The sequence below is a fragment of the Streptomyces sp. NPDC014907 genome, assembly GCF_055562975.1.
The window spans coordinates 128,537-146,191 of record NZ_JBVHEG010000009.1 but is presented as its reverse complement, the minus strand read 5'-3'; the positions used below and the strand labels follow the sequence as shown (position 1 = coordinate 146,191).

Below are 17,655 nucleotides of genomic sequence, written 5' to 3'. Positions count from 1 at the left end.
GATGAACGATCCGCGAGGAGAGATCCTGCGCCGCCGGTTCGCCGGCGTCGTCTTCCTGCTGGTGCCCGCCCTGCTCGCCTGGCTGGCGGTCGCCGTCTACGACAAGAAGTTCACCGACTCCGACCCGGTCGTCGTCGAGACCGGCAGCGTCGGCAACGAGATGCACCTCGGCGCCGAGGTGAAACTGCGCGGCGTCGTCGTCGGCGAGGTCCGCGCCATCGACGCCACCGGCGGCGGAGGCGCCCGCCTCACCCTCGCCATGCGGCCCGGCACCCTGGACCACGTCCCGTCCGACGTGCGCGCCCAGATGCTGCCGACGACGCTGTTCGGCGAGCGGTTCGTCGCCCTCGTACCGCCCGGCGGCTCCTCGGCGCGTCCCCTGCGCCCCGGCGCCGTCATCCCGGAGGACCGCTCCAGCAACGCCGTCGAACTCCAGCAGGTCCTCGACAACGTCCTGCCCATGCTCACCGCCGTCCAGCCGCAGAAGCTGTCGGCGACCCTGTCCGCCGTCTCCAGGGCCCTGGAGGGACGCGGTGACCAGCTCGGCGAGACCCTCGTCCAGCTCGACGCACACCTGCGCGAGTTCAACCCCCAGCTGCCCACCCTCACCCGCGACCTGAAAGAACTCGTGAAGGTCAGCCACCTCTACGCGGACGCCGCCCCGGACATCGTCACCGCGCTCACCGACTTCACCACCACCAGCGGCACCCTCGCCGAGAAGGAGACCGCGCTGGCCGGCACCCTCGGCGCCACCACCCGGACGGCCGAGGACCTGACGACCTTCCTGCGGCAGAACAAGGACAACATCATCCGGCTCAGCGCCACCAGCAGGCCCACCCTGGAACGGATCGCGAAGCACTCCCCGTCCTTCCCCTGCACCCTGCGCACCCTCGCCCGGATGGTGCCCGCCATGGACAAGGCGCTCGGCAAGGGCACCAACCAGCCCGGCCTGCACGTCGACGTCACCACCGTGCCCTCGCGCGGCGCCTACGTCCCCGGCCGCGACGCGCCCTCCTACGGTTCCGGCGGCGGCCCGCGCTGCTACCCCGTGCCCTACCTCGGCGTCCCGGTCGCACCCGCCGCGCGGGCGTCCGCCACGACCGCGCAGGACCTCGGCCCCGCCAACTCCCCGCAGGAGAACGACCTCGTCAACGAACTCCTCGCCCCCGCGGCGAAGAAGAGCCCCGGCGACCTGCCGGACTGGAGCAGTCTCCTCGCCGGACCCGCGTTCCGCGGCGCGGAGGTGAACCTCCGATGACGACCCCGCCCGCCCACACCCGCCGCCGGGGCCTGACCGGGACGATCCTGAAGTCCCTCGTCTTCGTCCTCGTCACCGCCCTCGCCACCACCGTCCTCGGCTTCAGCATCGCCAACACCGGCGTCGGCTCCGACACCCGCTCGTACCGGGCCCTCTTCACCGACGTCACCGGACTCGCCGAGGGCGACTCCGTGCGCATCGCCGGGGTGAAGGTGGGGGAGGTGACCGACGTCCGCGTCGTCCAGCGGCGCACCGCCCAGGTCACCTTCACGGTCCGCGAGGACCGCACGCTGCCCCGGTCGGCCACCGCCGCCGTGAAGTACCTCAACATGGTCGGACAGCGGTACGTCTCCCTCGACCGGGGCAGCGGCGACCTCGAAGGCACCCTCCGGCCCGGGGACACCATCCCGCTGGAGCGCACCACGCCCGCGCTCGACCTGACGCTGCTGTTCAACGGGTTCAAGCCGCTGTTCGAGGGCCTCTCGCCCGGCGACGTCAACGACCTCGCCGGATCGCTCGTCCAGGTCCTCCAGGGCGAGAGCGGCACCGTCGACAGCCTGCTGCGCCACATCGGCTCCCTCACCCGGACCGTCGCCGCCAAGGACAAGGTCATCGGTGAGGTCGTCACCCACCTCAACACCGTCCTGGGGACCCTCAACGACCGCGAGGCCGGCTTCAACGACCTCGTCGTCACCCTCCAGAAACTCGTCACCGGCTTCAACGCCGACCGCAAGCCCCTCGGCGAGGCGGTCAAGGCCATCGGCGACCTCAGCACCACGACCGCCGGGCTCTTCCAGGAAGGGCGCGCCCCCCTCAAGAAGGACATCCGCGAACTGGGCCGGCTCTCCGGAACGCTCGGGGACCACACCCCCCACATCGAGCGGTTCCTCGCCAACACCCCCGCGAAGATGACGGCCCTGGCCCGGCTGACCTCGTACGGATCGTGGTTCAACCTCTACCTCTGCGAGGCGCGCGTGAGCGGCGTGGGAACCTCCGACGGCTCGAAGCCGCCGGCCGGCATCGCCGTGACCGAGACGAGGTGCCGCGGATGAGCCCCCGCCCCCTGCTCAAGCCGGTCAAGGAACGCAGCCCCGTCGGCGTCGCCCTCGTCGGCCTGGTCCTCCTCGCCCTGCTGGGAGCCCTGGCGTACAACGTGGAACGCCTCCCCCTGATCGGCGGCGGAACGGCCTACAGCGCCGACTTCACCGAGGCCGCCGGGCTCGACGCCGGCGACGAGGTGCGCATCGCCGGCGTCAAGGTCGGCGAGGTCACCGGCGTCGCCCTCGACGGGCCCAAGGTCAAGGTGACGTTCGAGGTCGGCGACGCCTGGGTCGGCGACCGGTCCACCGCCGCCATCGCCATCAAGACCCTCCTGGGCGAGAAGTACCTGGCGCTCGACCCGCTGGGCGCCGCCCCCCAGGACCCCGGGACCCGCATCCCGCAGACGCGCACCACCTCCCCGTACGACGTCACCCAGGCGTTCCAGGACCTCAGCGGCACCGTCGACGCCATCGACACCAAGAAGCTCGCGAAGAGCTTCGAGACCATCTCCGACACCTTCAAGAACTCGCCGCCGCACGTGCGCAGCGCCGCCGACGGTCTGTCCGAACTGTCGAGGACCGTCTCCAAGCGCGACGCCGAACTCGCCAGGCTCCTGGAGAACAGCAAGAGGTTCACCAAGACCCTGGAGAACAAGAAGTCCAGCTTCGAGACGCTCATCGAGGACGGCGGGTCCCTGCTCGGGGAACTCCAGAAGCGCCGCGACGCCATCCGCGCCCTCCTCAGGGGCAGCAGGGAGCTGGGCACCGAACTCAGCGGCCTCGTCGGGGACAACGACCGGCAGCTCGGCCCCACCCTGAAGGCCCTCAGCCGGGTCACCGGCGTCCTGGAGAAGAACAGCGGCCAGCTCGACAAGACGCTCGCGCTCGTCGGCCCGTACTACCGGCTCGTCGGCAACACCCTCGGCAACGGCCGCTGGTTCGACAGCTATCTGTGCGGCGTGGTGCCGCGCGCCTACCTGCCCGAGACCTCGCAGCCCAAGACCGGATGCCTGCCGCCGAAACAGACGGCGACGGCCAAGGGGAGCGGTGAATGATGACCAGACCCAGAACGCCCCTCGCCGCCGGGCTCGCCCTCGTGGTGCTCGCCGCCGGCGGGATCGCCGTCGCGCAGCAGGTCCTCGACCCCGCCGGGACCCGTGTCACCGCCTGGTTCGACCGGGCGGTCGGCATCTACCCCGGCTCCGACCTGCGCGTCCTCGGCGTACGGGTCGGCGAGGTGGAGTCCGTGGAACCGGAGGGCACCCGGGTGCGCGTCGAGCTCCGTCTCGACGAGGGCGTACGCGTCCCCGCCGAGGCACGGGCCCTGGTCGTCGCCCCGAGCATCGTCGCCGACCGGTACGTCCAGCTCAGCCCCGCCTACAGCTCCGGCCCCGTCCTCACCGACGGAGCCGAGCTGCCCGCCTCCCGCAACCGCGTCCCCGTCGAGATCGACCAGCTCTACGCGTCGATCACCGAACTGGGCGACGCGCTCGGCCCGAACGGGGCCAACTCCGAGGGAGCCCTCTCCGGACTGCTGAACACCGGCGCGAAGAACCTCAAGGGCAACGGCGCGGCCATCGGCACCTCCATCGAGCAGTTCGGCAAGGCCGCCAAGACCCTCAACGGCAGCAGCGACGACCTGTTCACCACCCTCGGCCAGCTCCAGACCTTCACCACCATGCTCAAGAAGAAGGACGGCGACGTCCGCACCGCGCAGGAACGCCTGGACGAAGTCGTCGGCTACTTCGCCGAGAACAAGAACGACCTCGCCGGCGCCCTCAAGGAACTCGGCAAGGCCCTCGCCCAGGTCAAGACGTTCATCAAGGAGAACCGCGGCGAGCTCAAGAAGAACGTCGACCGGCTCGTGCCCCTCACCCAGACCCTCGTCGACCAGCGCGCCTCCCTCGCCGAGGCCCTCGACGTCGCCCCGCTCGCCGCCGGCAACCTCGTCAACGCGTACAACCCGGAGACCCGCACCCTCGACGGGCGCGCCAACCTCAACGAGATCAGCATGGGCGGACCCCTGCTCCCGCTCCCCGTGGCCGGTGCCTCCTCGGCGGGCACCGGAGAGGAGAAGCGATGAAGCGCGCCACCCTCCCCTCCCGGAAGGCGGCCGGAGCCGGCGCCGCCGGCGTGATCGCGGTCGGCCTGGGCCTCGCCGTCGTCCTCGGCGCGGTCCCCGCCGCGCCGTTCCGGTTCGACGGCATCGAGGACCTGCCGCTGCCCGGCGGCGCCGACCTCGGCTCCCACCCCTACACGGTCACCGCCGAGATCGCCGACGTGCTGAGCCTCGTGCCGCAGTCCGCGGTCAAGGTCAACGACGTCGCCGTCGGCCGCGTCACCGCCATCGAACTGGTGCCCGGCACCTGGACCGCCCGCGTCACCCTCAGGATCAACGGTGACGTCGAGCTGCCCGCCGACGCCGGGGCCCGCCTCGAACAGTCCAGCCTCCTGGGCGAGAAGTACATCCAGCTCGTCGCCCCGCAGGGGAACGGCAAGGGCCGGGGCGGCGTCCGGCAGGCCGCCGCCCGTGCGGACGGCGGCGGACGGCTCGCCGACGGCAGCGTCATCCCGCTGGCGCGCACCAGCCGCAACACGGAGGTCGAGGAGGTCTTCGGCGCGCTGTCCCTGCTGCTCAACGGCGGCGGGGTCAACCAGCTCAAGACCATCACCAAGGAGCTGAACACCGCACTCGGCGGACGCGAACCCGAAGTCCGCTCCATGCTGAGGCGGGTGGACACGCTGGTGACGAACCTGGACGCCCACCGCGGCGACATCACCCGCGCCCTCGACGGGGTCAACCGGCTCTCCGCCACCCTGGCCGGCCGCAAGAACGACGTCGACACGGTCCTCACCGGCCTCTCGCCCGGCCTGAAGACACTGGAGAACCAGCGGGGCTCCCTGCTGACCATGCTGCGCGCCCTGGACACGCTGTCCGGCGTCGCCGTCACCACCGTCAACGCGAGCAAGAAGGACATGGTCGCCGACCTCAAGGCCCTCGCCCCGACCCTGACGGCCCTCGCGGACGCCGGCGCCGACCTGCCCGAATCGCTCCAGGTGCTGCTGACGTACCCCTTCACCGACGAGGTGATGCGGGGCATCAAGGGCGACTACCTCAACACCTATCTGCACCTCGCCGCCGCCCCCGGCACCGAGGTGGTCCCGCCGCTGATCCCCCGGGACGAGACCCCGACCGTCCCCACCCCCACCCCGGACCCGACGGACCCGGACCCGACGGACCCGGGCACGGAAGGCCTCCGGAAGCAGGGGAGCGGCGCCACCGCCCCGCGCTCGGGAACGGTCCTGCCGCTGCCGGTCACCACACCGACGAACGGAGGCGGGAACCGGTGATCACCCGTACCGTCCTGCTGAAGAACCTCGCGTTCCTCGTCATCGCCGTCCTCGTCCTCGGCTTCCTGGGCATCCGCTACGCGGACCTCGGGCGCTACGCGGGCGTCGCCGACCACTACGTCGTCAAGGTCCACCTGGCCCGCACGGGAGGACTGTTCACCCACTCCGACGTCACCTACCGCGGTGTCTCCGTGGGACGCGTCGGAGACATCGACCTCACCGCCGACGGGGTCGTGGCCGAGCTGCGCATCAAGAAGTCCGCCCCCCGGATACCCGCCGACGCCCGCGCCGTGGTCGCCGGACTGTCCGCCGTCGGCGAGCAGTACATCGACCTGCGCCCCGAGAGCGACGACGGCCCCTTCCTCGCCGACGGCGCCCGCATCGAAGAGACCGACACCGAGGTGCCGGCACCGGTCACCGACGTGCTCACCAGCATGAACGACCTCACCAATTCCGTTCCCCTGGAGTCCCTGCGCACGGTCGTCGACGAATTCGGCAAGGCCTTCGAGGGCCACGGGGACGACCTCCAGGTCCTCCTCGACAACAGCAGCGGGTTCGTCCGGGCCGCCGACCGGGCGATGCCGTCCACCACCCGGCTCATCCAGGACGGGGAGGTCGTCCTGCGCACCCAGGCCGACGAGAGCCGTGCCATCCGCGGCTTCGCCACCGGCGCGCGCGACCTCGCCGCCACCCTCAAGGGCTCCGACGCCGACCTGCGCCGCCTCCTGACCGTCACGCCCGACGCGGCGGGCCAGGTCAGCGGACTCCTGCGCGACCTCGACCCGAGCCTCGGCGTCGTCTTCGCCAACCTCCTGACCACCTCGGAGGTCGCCGTCACCCGGCAGCGCGGCATCGAGGAACTGCTCGTGAAGCTCCCGGCGGCCGTCTCGGCCGGAGCCACCGCCGTCCACGACGGGAAGGTCGACTTCGGGATGGCCGTCACCTTCTTCAAGCCGCTGCCCTGCACCGCCGGATACGGCGGCACGCGCTACCGCAACGGACTCGACCTGGGGACCGCGCCCGCCCTCAACACCGGTGCCTCCTGCACGGCCCCCGCCTCCTCCGGGGTCAACGTGCGCGGCTCGGCCCGGGCCCCGAAGGGCAGCGGCGTGCCCGCCCCGGCCCGCCCCGGCTCCCTGCTCCCGGGCACGACCGGTACGGCCGGCACCACGGACGCCCGGCAGCCGCTGCCCGGCGCGCTCGCCCTGCCCGGCCAGGGCGCCGGACCCCAGGACATGGCCGGACTGCTCGGCCTCGGCACCGGGAGCGCGCGATGAAGCGGGCCCGGGCGCTCGGCGCCGGCGCCCTCGTGGTCGCCCTGGGCTTCTGCGGGACCGGCGCGTGGACCTACGCGCAGGCCCGCGCCGACGAGGGCCTCGCCTTCGGCCGGGAACGGGACGCCGCGCTCGCCGAGGGCCGGAACCGCGTCACCGTGCTGAACACGCTCGACGCCTCGACCCGCGAGCGCGCCGAGGCCGGCATCCGGGCCTGGCGCGACGCGTCGACCGGGCCGCTCCGCACCGAACTGGGGCGCACCCGGCCCGCGGTGGGCGCCTCGGCGCGCGCCACGGTCACCGAGGCCGCCCTGACCGCCCTGGACACGAGGGCCGGTACGGCGAAGCTCATCGCGACCGTCCGCGTCGACGTCACCCCCCGGGGAGGCAGCGCCGCGACCACCGACCGCAAGCGTCTGGAGGCCGTCCTGACGCGCACCGGCGAGGACACCTGGAAGGTCGCCGCGCTGAGCGCGGTGCCCGTCGCCGGAGCCGAGGGGAGCGAGGACGAGTGACACGACTGCTGCGCGGGACGACGGCCCGGGAACCCGTGGCCGGGGAGACGACGGGAGCGGGGGAGACGACGGAGACGGCCCCGGACACGGCCCGGACGGCGACCGGAGCCGGAGCCGTCGCCGAACAGGACGAGCGGCCCGGGGACCGGACGGAGGACACGGAGGAGAGGGCGGAGAAGACGGAGAGGGCCGGGGAGAGAACGGCGGACGAGGAGCCGACGGGCAAGGGGACGGCGGACGAGGAGCCGAAGGACGAGAAGACGGCGGACAAGGAGCCGGCGGACGGGGAGGAGCCGCCCGGGGACGGGGGCACCACCCGCTCCGCCGCCCCGTGGCGGAGGATCGCCCTGGCCGCGGCCGTCGCCGCCCTGCTCCTCGGCGGAGGCGCGTTCTTCTACGGCGCCCACCAGCTCCGGTCCATCCCGTCCGCGCGCAACCACGCCCTCACCGACACCGCCGCCACCACCCGCGTCGGCGGCGACGTCGGCGAAGGCCTCGCCCGGGTCTTCTCCTACGCCCCCTCCCGGGCCGACGCGGCCGAGCGCTCCGCCCGGACCGTGCTGACCGGGCGCGCCGCCCGCCAGTACGCCGACCTGTTCGCCCAGGTCCGCGCGAAGCTGGCCGAACAGCGCGTCACCCTCACCACCCAGGCCGTCCGCACCGGGGTGATCGAACTCGAGGGGGACGACGCGCGCCTGCTCGTGTTCCTCGACCAGACCTCACGGCGGGACAAGGCCCCCGCCACGACCGCCGCGGCCCAGCTCACCGTCACCGCGAAGTTCCAGGGGGACCGGTGGCTGATCGTCGACATCAAGGCCCGCTGACCATGAGCGGGAGACGGGAGCACCCCATGAAACGCACGGACCGCACCCCGGCGGGCATCCGGCCGGTCCTGGTCGCGGCCCTCGTGCTCACCCTGGTCACGGGGGGCTTCGCGGCCTGGACCGGCCACGGCTGGTACGCGGCGGCCCACGACGACTCCGCCGCGTACGCCGCGCAGCGCGACCGCGCGCTCGCGGCGGGGGAGCAGGCCGTGCAGAACCTCAACACGCTCGACCACCGGCGCGTGGAACAAGGGCTCGACCTCTGGGAGTCGTCCACGACCGGGGAGCTGCACAAGCAGCTCGTGGAGGGACGCGAGGAGTTCACCGGCCAGGTGAGGACCGCGAAGACGGTGACCACGGCCCGGGTGCTGTCTGGCGCCGTCACGGAACTCGACGACCGGGCGGGGCGCGCCCGGCTGCTCGTCGGCCTGCGCGTCACCGTCACGACGCCCGACAACAAGAGCACGGACAAGGACAGCCGCATGCTGGGCGAACTCACCCGCGTCGACGGGCAGTGGAAGCTCAGCGGCCTGGGGCAGGCCCCCGTGGGCGGCACGGCGTCCGGCTGACCGGGCCGTACCGCACGAGCCGCCCGCCCCCGAAAGGACACGCACGATGCCGACGCCCCGTCACCACCTCAACCGCCAGCGCCGCCGCCAGGCCCTGGCCGCCCCGCCGGCGCCCGCCCCCGCGCCCGGGGACACCGCCTCCCGGCCGTCCGGTGACGACCGGTCCCGTACGCCCGTGGGCCTCCTGGCCGGGACCGCCCCGCAGGCCCGGCAACGGACGGCGGCGCGGTCCGGGCGGGGGACGGCGACGGCCGGGGCGCCGGAACGGGACGCCGGCGAGGACACCGCCCGCGCCGGGCACGACGGCCCCGGGGACACGGCGGCGTCCGCCGGGGAGGCCGGGGGCGGGGCGCGGCCGCGCCACCTCGTCCCCCTGGTGGTCCTGTGCGTGCTGACGCTCCTCCTCGGCGGCTTCGCCGGCTGGGCGCACAGCAGGGCGTCGGAGCTCCGCGACGACCCGGCGCGCTCCAACACGGCCCTCACCGACCTCGCCCGCACCAGCGAGATCAAGGGCCAGACCTCCGCGGCCGTCGCCGCGCTCTTCTCCTACGACCACGCCGACCCGTCCCCCTTCGAGCGGGCCGGGAAGACCCTCCTCACGGGCAAGGCCGTCGCCCAGCACCGGACGCTCCTCGGCGGGGTCCTCGCCCAGGCGGCCCGCCAGAAGACGGTGATCACCACGACGGTCACCGACAGCGCGGTCGAGCGGATCGACGGCGACCGGGCCCGGGTCCTGGTCTACGCCGACCAGAGCAGCGTGAGCACGGCCGGGGCCGCCGGCAAACAGCAGCCGAAGGCCCAGGACCGGGGCGTCTACGCGGGGGCCATGTTCGCCGTGGACGTCGTGCGGCGGGAGGGACGCTGGCTCGTGGAGAACATCGACACCTTCGGCCGCTGAGCCCGCCGGGCCGCCGAGTCCACCGGACCGCTGCCCCGCGCCGGGCCGCCGCTGGGTCCACCGGGCCGCCACGACCCCCGCCGGGCCGTCGCCCGGGACGGTCGTACGGAGCCGGAAAGGCCCCGTACGACCGGCGCCGCGGCCGCCCCGCGCACGGGACGCCCGCGACCGCCCCGCTACTTCTCCCGGGTGGCGACGAGCACCGTCGCGTACCGCTCCTCGCACGTGACGATCCGCGCCTCCAGGCCGTACGCGGAGACCGCCTCCACCGCCCGGTCCGCCTGGCCCTCGCTCGTCTCGGTCAGCAGGTGACCGCCGGGCGCCAGCCACTCCGGCGCCCCGGCGGCGACCCGCCGCAGCACGTCGAGGCCGTCCGGGCCGCCGTCCAGCGTGACGAGCGGTTCGTGGTCGCGCGCCTCGGGCGGCAGCAGACCGATCTCCCCGGTCGGCACGTACGGCACGTTGGCGACCAGGATCTCGACCCGGCCCCGCAGTTCCGGCGGCAGCGGCGCGAACAGGTCCCCCTCGTACACCCGGCCGCCGCGCGGTCCGAGGTTCCGCCGGGCGCAGGCCACCGCCGCCGGCTCGATGTCCGAGGCGTGCACCTCCGCGCCCCCGACCCGGTCGAGCAGCACCGCGCCCGCCGCTCCGGAACCGCAGCACAGGTCGACGCAGAGCGCGCCCGGCGCGGCCAGCGCCACGGCCCGCTCGACCAGGAACTCGGTCCGCCGCCGGGGCACGAACACCCCCGGTTCCACGGCGATCCGCAGCCCGGCGAACCCGGCCCAGCCCACCACGTGCTCCAACGGCAGGCCCGACGCCCGCCGTTGGACCATCAGGTCCAGCTCGGCGGGCCCGGCGGCCGTCGAGAGCAGCATCGCCGCCTCCTCCTCGGCGAAGACGCAGCCCGCCGCCCTCAGCCGCCCGACGACCTCCGCGTCAGGCAAGTCGCGCCTCGATGGCCGCCACGAGCTCCGGGGCGTCCGGCTCGGTGCGCGGACGGAAGCGGGTGACCTCGCCGTCACGGCCGATCAGGAACTTCTCGAAGTTCCACTGCACGTCACCGGCCTCGCCCCCGGAGTCCGCGGTCTTCACCAGCTCCGCGTAGAGGGGGTGGCGGTCCTCCCCGTTGACGTCCGTCTTCTCCAGGAGCGGGAAGGTCACCCCGTACGTGGTCGAGCAGAACGTCCGGATCTCCTCCGCGCTGCCCGGCTCCTGGCCGGCGAACTGGTTGCAGGGCACGCCGAGCACGGTGAGGCCGCGCTCCCCGTACTCCTTCTGCAGCCGCTCCAGGCCCGCGTACTGCGGGGTCAGGCCGCACTGGGAGGCGACGTTCACGACCAGGACCGCGCGGTCCCGGTAGTCCGCCAGGGTGACCGGCTCGCCGGTCAGGGTCTTCAGCGGGATGTCGTACAGGCTCATGGCTGCTCCTCGTCCGGATGGGGTTTGATCTCAGCATGCGTGACGAACCACTGGCAATGGCGCTCGGCCCCCTCGTGGAGGAAGCGCCGGGGCGGGTGCGGTGCCGCCTCTGCGGACGCCCCCTGACGGGCGCGGGCTCGCGCCGCACCGGCCTCGGCCCGGCCTGCGACGCCAAGCTCCACCCCCCCGGGCCCGGACATCCGCACCCGCCGCCACGAGGTGGAGCAGGACGCCCTGCCGGGCCTGGACCCGCCGGAACGCCGGGACGGCCCGGAGGAGGACGCCGGCCGGAGACCGTCCCCCGGCCGGTGACCGAACGGCCCGGCCCCGGGCGGCCGGGCCACCGCCGGGACGGGCGGTGCCGGCCCGCCTCCCCACGAAGGGGGACCGGGCCCGGACGGCCGGTGCCGAAGGCCCTACAGCTTGCGGAACAGGCCCTCCTGGACCACGGACACCAGGAGCCTGCCCTCCCGGTCGTAGATCCGGCCCCGGGCGAGCCCCCGGCCGCCCGTGGCGATCGGGGACTCCTGGTCGTACAGGAACCACTCGTCCGCCCGGAACGGCCGGTGGAACCACATCGCGTGGTCCAGCGACGCCATGTCGAAACCGCGCGGCCCCCAGAGGGGCTCGACCGGAATCCGGACGGCGTCCAGCAGGGTCATGTCCGAGGCGTAGGTCAGGGCACAGGTGTGGACCAGCGGGTCGTCGCCCAGCGGCCCCACGGCCCGCATCCACACCGCGCTGCGCGGGTCCGCGCCCTTCACCTCCTCCCCGGTCCAGCGCAGCCGGTCCACGTACCGGATGTCGAAGGGCTGCCGGCGGGCCATCCGCTCCAGCGCCTCCGGCAGCGCGCCGAGGTGGTCGCGGATCTCGTCCGCGAGGTTCGGCAGGCTCTCCGGGTCCGTCATGTGCCGCGGCGGCAGCTGGTGCTCGAACCCGGCCTCCTCCGGCAGGTGGAACGAGGCCGTCAGGTTGAAGATCGTCCGCCCCTCCTGCACCGCCGTCACCCGGCGGGTCGTGAACGAGCGCCCGTCGCGCACCCGCTCCACCTGGTACACGATCGGCACCCCGGGCCGGCCCGGCCGCAGGAAGTAGGCGTGCAGCGAGTGCACCGGCCGGCTCTCCTCCACGGTGCGGCCCGCCGCCACCAGGGCCTGGCCGGCGACCTGCCCGCCGAAGACCCGCTGCAGCGACTCCTGCGGACTGCGCCCGCGGAAGATGTCGACCTCGATCCGCTCCAGGTCGAGCAGGTCGACCAGGCTCTCGGCGGGATTGGTCACCACGGAACTCCTCTACAGCTGTCCGACGGACGTGACGCGGACGACCGCGCGGCCCTCCTCGTCGGAGGCCGCGAGATCCACCTCCGCGCCGATGCCCCAGTCATGGTCGCCGTTGGGGTCGGCGAAGGTCTGCCGGACGCGCCACAGACCGTGCGCCGCGTCCTCCTCGATGGCGAGCAGCTTCGGGCCGCGCGCGTCCGGGCCCGTGCCGAGGTCGTCGTACTCGTCCCAGTACGCGTCCATCGCCTCGCCCCACGCGTCCGCGTCCCAGCCGGACTCCGCGTCCAGCTCGCCGAGCGCGTCCACGTTGTCCAGGGCGGCCAGCTCCACCCGGCGGAACATGGCGTTGCGCACCAGGACCCGGAAGGCACGGGCGTTCGCCGTGACGGGCTTGACCTGGTCGGCCTTCTCCTGGGCCTCCTCGGCCGTCTGCACCTCCGGGTTGGCGAGCTGCTCCCACTCGTCGAGCAGCGAGGAGTCCACCTGCCGCACCATCTCGCCCAGCCAGGCGATCAGGTCCTCCAGGTCCTCGGTCTTCAGGTCGTCCGGGATGGTGTGGTCGAGCGCCTTGTACGCGCTCGCCAGGTACCGCAGGACGATGCCCTCGGTCCGCGCCAGCTCGTACCAGGAGGTGAACTCGGTGAAGGTCAGCGCCCGTTCGTACATGTCGCGGACGACCGACTTCGGCGACACCGGGTGGTCCCCGACCCACGGGTGCGACTTCCGGTAGACCTCGTACCCGTGCCAGAGCAGCTCCTCCAGCGGCTTCGGGTACGAGATCTCCTGGAGCCGCTCCATCCGCTCCTCGTACTCGACGCCGTCCGCCTTCATCCGCCCCACGGCCTCCCCGCGCGCCTTGTTCTGCATGGCGGCGAGGATCTGGCGCGGGTCGTCGAGCGTCGACTCGACGACGGACACCATGTCCAGGGCGTACGAGGGGGATTCGGGGTCGAGCAGGTCGAACGCGGCGAGCGCGAACGTCGACAGCGGCTGGTTGAGCGCGAAGTCCTGCTGGAGGTCGACCGTCAGGCGGATCGTGCGGCCCTCGGCGTCCGGCTCGTCCAGCTGCTCCACCACGCCGCCGTCGAGCAGCGACCGGTAGATCGCGATGGCCCGGCGGATGTGCCGCAGCTGCGCCTTGCGGGGCTCGTGGTTGTCCTCCAGGAGCTTGCGCATCGCCTCGAAGGCGTTGCCCGGCCGGGCGATCACCGAGAGGAGCATGATGTTGGTGACCTTGAAGCGGGACGTCAGCGGCTCCGGCTCGGCCGCGATCAGCTTCTCGAAGGTCGTGTCGCTCCAGGCGACGAAACCCTCCGGGGCCTTCTTGCGGACCACCTTGCGGCGCTTCTTCGGATCGTCGCCGGCCTTCGCGAGCGCCTTCTCGTTCTCGATGACGTGCTCGGGCGCCTGCGCGACGACCAGCCCCGCCGTGTCGAAGCCGGCCCGGCCCGCCCGGCCCGCGATCTGGTGGAACTCACGGGCGCGCAGCGTGCGCACCCGGTTGCCGTCGTACTTCGTCAGGGCCGTGAAGAGCACCGTGCGGATCGGCACGTTCACGCCCACGCCGAGCGTGTCCGTCCCGCAGATCACCTTCAGCAGACCGGCCTGGGCCAGCTTCTCCACGAGCCGCCGGTACTTCGGCAGCATGCCCGCGTGGTGCACGCCGATGCCGTGGCGCACGAACCGCGAGAGGTTCTGGCCGAACTTGGTGGTGAAGCGGAAACTGCCGATCAGCTCGGCGATCCTGTCCTTCTCCTCCCGCGTGCACATGTTGATGCTCATCAGCGACTGCGCGCGCTCGACGGCCTGCGCCTGGGTGAAGTGCACGATGTAGACGGGAGCCTGCTTCGTCTCCAGGAGCTCCGTCAGCGTGTCCGTGATGGGGGTGAGCCGGTACTCGTACGAGAGCGGCACCGGCCGGGTCGCCGAACGGACCACCGAGGTCGGCCGGCCCGTGCGCCGGGTCAGGTCCTTCTCGAACATCGACACGTCGCCGAGCGTCGCCGACATCAGGACGAACTGCGCCTGGGGGAGTTCGAGCAGCGGGATCTGCCAGGCCCAGCCGCGGTCCTGCTCGGCGTAGAAGTGGAACTCGTCCATGACGACCTGGCCGATGTCGGCGTACTTGCCGTCCCGCAGCGCGATCGAGGCGAGGACCTCCGCCGTGCAGCAGATCACCGGGGCGTCCGCGTTCACGGAGGCGTCGCCGGTCAGCATGCCCACGTTCTCGGTGCCGAAGAGCTTGCACAGGTCGAAGAACTTCTCCGACACCAGGGCCTTGATCGGCGCGGTGTAGAAGGTCACCTGGTCGTTCGCCAGCGCCGTGAAGTGCGCGCCCGCCGCGACCAGCGACTTTCCCGACCCGGTGGGGGTGGACAGGATCACGTTGGCCCCGGAGACGACCTCGATCAGCGCCTCTTCCTGGGCCGGGTAGAGCGTGATGCCGCGCTCCTCGGCCCAGGAGGAGAAGGCCTCGAAGAGGGCGTCGGGGTCGGCGGTCGGCGGAAGCTGATCGATAAGGGTCACCCTCCCATCTTGCCTGGATTCCGTCCGGATGAGGGAACCGGCCGTCGGCAGCGGTGATCACCGGCGGTAGGCTCGTCCGTCGACCGGACGTCAACCGAACGATCCGGCAGGGGAGAAACGGGGCGGGTCACTCATGATGGGACCGGCGCACTCACTGTCCGGAGCGGCGGCCTGGCTGGGCGTCGGGGCGGCCGCGGCGGCCTTCGACCGCCCGATGCCCTGGCCGGTCCTCGTCGCCGGCGCGCTCATCTGCGCGGGCGCCGCACTCGCCCCGGACCTGGACCACAAGTCCGCGACCATCTCGCGCTCCTTCGGACCCCTCTCCAAGTGGCTGTGCGAGATCGTCGACAAGCTGTCGTACGCCGTCTACAAGGCCACCCGCTCCAAGGCCGACCCCCGCAGGACCGGCGGCCACCGGACCCTCACCCACACCTGGCTCTGGGCGGTCCTGGTCGGCGCGGGGTGCTCCGCCGCCGCGGTCTCCGGCGGCCGGTGGGCGGTCCTCGCGATCCTCTTCGTCCACCTGGTCCTCGCCGTGGAGGGCCTGCTCTGGCGGGCCGCCCGGGTCTCCAGCGACGTCCTGGTCTGGCTGCTCGGCGCGGCCGGCGCCTGGATCATGGCGGACGTCCTCGACGACCCCGGCAACGGCGCGAACTGGTTCTTCACCGGCCCCGGCCAGGAGTACCTGTGGCTCGGACTGCCGATCGTCCTCGGCGCCCTCGTCCACGACATCGGCGACGCCCTGACGGTCTCCGGCTGCCCGATCCTCTGGCCCATACCCGTCGGCCGCAAGCGCTGGTACCCGGTCGGCCCGCCCAAGGGCATGCGCTTCCGGGCCGGCAGCTGGGTCGAGCTCAAGGTCCTCATGCCCGCCTTCATGCTGCTGGGCGGGATCGGCGGGGCCTCCGCGCTCGGCTACATATAGCCCCGTCCGTACGCGTGGGGGCCGCACCGGATCTTCCGGTGCGGCCCCCACGCGTGCGGACGGGGCCCGGTCCGCCGTGCCGGGACCGCCACGGCGCCGCGTACGCGGCGTCCGCCGCGCACCGCGAAGCTCCGCACGGCCCGGAGCGGCGTTCAACGACGTTGCGGGCCGTGCGGAGCTTCGCGGTCGAAGGCCGGCGGCTTGTCGGCGGGCTCCCGGTGGTGTCGACACGGGGCCGGGGTGGGCCCGCGGGTGGGGCGGGGGCGCACGATGGGCTGGCCCCCGCGCCCCGCCCCCGTCCCCGGGCCGCTCCGGCGCTCATCAGGGTCCGTCCTCTCCCGCTCCGGCGGCCGGGTCCTTTTTGGCGGCCAGGGGGTGGTCGGGGCGGGCGCGGTAGCGGTCGGAGACGGCCCGCAGCCGTTGTTCGGCCTCCCGCGCGGAGATGCCGCCGGGGCAGGCGGGGTCGGGGAGGAGGGGAGGGAGATGCGCATGATGTACACGGCCTCTCCCAGCTCCCCGAGGAGCGCCCCGGCCTGCGCGTCGCCGGCGAGGTACTCCTCCTGCGGGCGGGCACGGCAGAAGGAGTAGATCTCCGGCAGCCGGAGGAGGAACAGGACCCTCTCTTCCACGGGCCCGTCGGGGTACCCGCCCGTCGGCGGCCGGGGAAGGACCGGAAGCGGGGGACAGCCCGGTGGCGGCGCGGGAGGGGTCGCCGGTGGGCGCGGGCGGGCCGGTGGGGGCAGGTAGTGGTCCGCCGGTGGCGGAGGGGGGACCCCCGTCCCGAGGGGGGAAGCCCGGTGGCGGCGGGGGAGAGGGGCCGGTGGCGGCGCGGGGCGGACGGGATCGGGCCCCCGGGACCCCCAGGCCCCCTCAGCCCCCTCGGAGGGCCGGGAACCGTGCCGCTGCCGCCGCCGTCGTCACAGGAGGACGACGAGGCACGGCCCCGGGAGGGCCGTGACGCTCACGCGGCCGAACCCGCCGGGCGGCGGCCGTTCCCGTGGAGGGCAGGGGCGGATGGGCAACTTCTTCGGCGGCGAGGACACGTGGCTGTCGCTGGGCAACGGCAGCACGGCGGCCCTCCTCGACGTGCTCATGCTGGCCGTCTCCGACCTCGCGGCCCGGCCGTGGGACTACCGCTTCGCGGCGCTGCTCGCGCTGCAGGACCAGAACGTCATCGGTCGCGGCGCGGCCGGTTTCGACGTCACCGGCATCGACTGGGGCGCGGACCCCGTGGAAGCGCGGCGGAACAAGGAGTTCGTCCTCGCCGTCGTCGACCTCGCCGCCCGCCGCCACCGCTGGGACGAGCTGGACTACGAGCCCGCCCTCGCCCCGGAGCACCTCCGGAGCCTGCGCGCCCTGATCGCCCCGGTCTCCCCCCGTTCCGTTCCTCGGCCGGCTTCGTCGTTCCCGGCCGAGGAGGAGGCGCTGACGGCCAGTTGCGCCCGGCACCGCGTCCTGACCGCCCTGCCGCACTGGGAGGGATGCGTCCTGTGCACCGCCCGGTGGGCGTGAGCCCGGGGCGTGGCGGTGCTCGTGGCGGTGCTCGTGGACCCGGCGGCCGAAGGCCCGGCGCCCGGCCGCGTCCCACCCGGCCGTCCCACCCGGGAACCTCCCCACGGCCCCGCTCCGCACCCGGGCGGCGGCGTCCTGAGCCGTGGAAGGTTCACCGCCCCCACCGGGAAGAGGAGTCGATTTTCCCTTCCGGGGACAGATCGCGCCATGTCCGCCCATCGCCCTCTGGACCGGCCGCGTCCCCCGCGCTTCACTTCCGCC

At 73.5% G+C, this 17,655-nt stretch carries 16 protein-coding genes and 1 pseudogene; 13 read left to right on the top strand and 4 right to left on the bottom strand.

Annotation, left to right across the window (positions count from 1 at the left end; all coding sequences use genetic code 11):
* Position 1: 1 nt before the first annotated feature.
* Genes ACZ3IL_RS22680 through ACZ3IL_RS22635 form a run of 10 tightly spaced genes read left to right on the top strand, consistent with a single transcriptional unit; the run spans position 2 to position 9,729 of the window.
* On the top strand, positions 2–1,258 hold the full coding sequence (locus ACZ3IL_RS22680; RefSeq protein ID WP_467392719.1) for an MCE family protein: 1,257 nt from the start codon (positions 2–4) through the stop codon (positions 1,256–1,258).
* Positions 1,255–2,310, top strand: a complete 1,056-nt coding sequence (locus ACZ3IL_RS22675) for an MCE family protein (RefSeq protein WP_467392717.1) — start codon at positions 1,255–1,257, stop codon at positions 2,308–2,310. The genes ACZ3IL_RS22680 and ACZ3IL_RS22675 overlap by 4 nt, the downstream gene beginning before the upstream one ends.
* Complete coding sequence (locus tag ACZ3IL_RS22670; RefSeq protein ID WP_467392715.1) at positions 2,307–3,353, top strand: MCE family protein; 1,047 nt, start codon at positions 2,307–2,309, stop codon at positions 3,351–3,353. Before ACZ3IL_RS22675 ends, ACZ3IL_RS22670 begins: the two co-directional genes overlap by 4 nt.
* Complete coding sequence (locus tag ACZ3IL_RS22665) at positions 3,353–4,381, top strand: MCE family protein (protein WP_467392713.1); 1,029 nt, start codon at positions 3,353–3,355, stop codon at positions 4,379–4,381. Before ACZ3IL_RS22670 ends, ACZ3IL_RS22665 begins: the two co-directional genes overlap by 1 nt.
* Positions 4,378–5,649 carry an MCE family protein gene (locus ACZ3IL_RS22660; protein WP_467392711.1) on the top strand — a complete coding sequence of 424 codons (1,272 nt, stop codon included), beginning with the start codon at positions 4,378–4,380 and terminating at the stop codon, positions 5,647–5,649. Before ACZ3IL_RS22665 ends, ACZ3IL_RS22660 begins: the two co-directional genes overlap by 4 nt.
* Positions 5,646–6,926, top strand: coding sequence for an MCE family protein (locus ACZ3IL_RS22655; protein WP_467392710.1), 1,281 nt, complete (start codon positions 5,646–5,648; stop codon positions 6,924–6,926). Before ACZ3IL_RS22660 ends, ACZ3IL_RS22655 begins: the two co-directional genes overlap by 4 nt.
* Positions 6,923–7,438 carry a hypothetical protein gene (locus ACZ3IL_RS22650; protein ID WP_467392708.1) on the top strand — a complete coding sequence of 172 codons (516 nt, stop codon included), beginning with the start codon at positions 6,923–6,925 and terminating at the stop codon, positions 7,436–7,438. The genes ACZ3IL_RS22655 and ACZ3IL_RS22650 overlap by 4 nt, the downstream gene beginning before the upstream one ends.
* Positions 7,435–8,262 carry a hypothetical protein gene (locus ACZ3IL_RS22645; RefSeq protein ID WP_467392706.1) on the top strand — a complete coding sequence of 276 codons (828 nt, stop codon included), beginning with the start codon at positions 7,435–7,437 and terminating at the stop codon, positions 8,260–8,262. The genes ACZ3IL_RS22650 and ACZ3IL_RS22645 overlap by 4 nt, the downstream gene beginning before the upstream one ends.
* Positions 8,263–8,288: 26 nt before the next feature.
* Positions 8,289–8,831, top strand: a complete 543-nt coding sequence (locus ACZ3IL_RS22640; protein WP_467392704.1) for a hypothetical protein — start codon at positions 8,289–8,291, stop codon at positions 8,829–8,831.
* Positions 8,832–8,877: 46 nt separating this feature from the next.
* Positions 8,878–9,729: a hypothetical protein gene (locus tag ACZ3IL_RS22635; protein WP_467392702.1), complete on the top strand. Its 852-nt coding sequence runs from the start codon at positions 8,878–8,880 to the stop codon at positions 9,727–9,729.
* Positions 9,730–9,905: 176 nt separating this feature from the next.
* On the opposite strand, the gene ACZ3IL_RS22630 is transcribed toward ACZ3IL_RS22635, so the two are convergent.
* Entirely contained in the window at positions 9,906–10,676 is a 771-nt protein-coding gene (locus tag ACZ3IL_RS22630; protein WP_467392700.1) for a putative protein N(5)-glutamine methyltransferase, read from the bottom strand.
* Positions 10,669–11,151, bottom strand: coding sequence for a glutathione peroxidase (locus tag ACZ3IL_RS22625; protein WP_467392698.1), 483 nt, complete (start codon positions 11,149–11,151; stop codon positions 10,669–10,671). The genes ACZ3IL_RS22630 and ACZ3IL_RS22625 overlap by 8 nt, the downstream gene beginning before the upstream one ends.
* 35 nt (positions 11,152–11,186) lie before the next feature.
* On the opposite strand from ACZ3IL_RS22625, the pseudogene ACZ3IL_RS22620 reads away from it, so the two are divergent.
* Positions 11,187–11,463, top strand: a pseudogene (locus ACZ3IL_RS22620) (DUF6011 domain-containing protein).
* A 104-nt stretch (positions 11,464–11,567) separates the two neighbouring features.
* Here the strand turns inward: ACZ3IL_RS22620 and ACZ3IL_RS22615 are convergent.
* Complete coding sequence (locus ACZ3IL_RS22615; RefSeq protein WP_467392696.1) at positions 11,568–12,431, bottom strand: acyl-CoA thioesterase; 864 nt, start codon at positions 12,429–12,431, stop codon at positions 11,568–11,570.
* 12 nt (positions 12,432–12,443) lie between these two features.
* Positions 12,444–14,957 carry a DEAD/DEAH box helicase gene (locus ACZ3IL_RS22610; protein WP_467392694.1) on the bottom strand — a complete coding sequence of 838 codons (2,514 nt, stop codon included), beginning with the start codon at positions 14,955–14,957 and terminating at the stop codon, positions 12,444–12,446.
* 133 nt (positions 14,958–15,090) lie between these two features.
* Between ACZ3IL_RS22610 and ACZ3IL_RS22605 the strand changes: the two genes are divergently transcribed.
* Together ACZ3IL_RS22605 and ACZ3IL_RS22600 are read left to right on the top strand one after the other, a co-directional pair.
* Complete coding sequence (locus ACZ3IL_RS22605) at positions 15,091–15,882, top strand: metal-dependent hydrolase (RefSeq protein WP_467392692.1); 792 nt, start codon at positions 15,091–15,093, stop codon at positions 15,880–15,882.
* A 1,014-nt stretch (positions 15,883–16,896) separates the two neighbouring features.
* Positions 16,897–17,394, top strand: coding sequence for a hypothetical protein (locus tag ACZ3IL_RS22600; RefSeq protein ID WP_467392689.1), 498 nt, complete (start codon positions 16,897–16,899; stop codon positions 17,392–17,394).
* Positions 17,395–17,655: the final 261 nt, after the last annotated feature.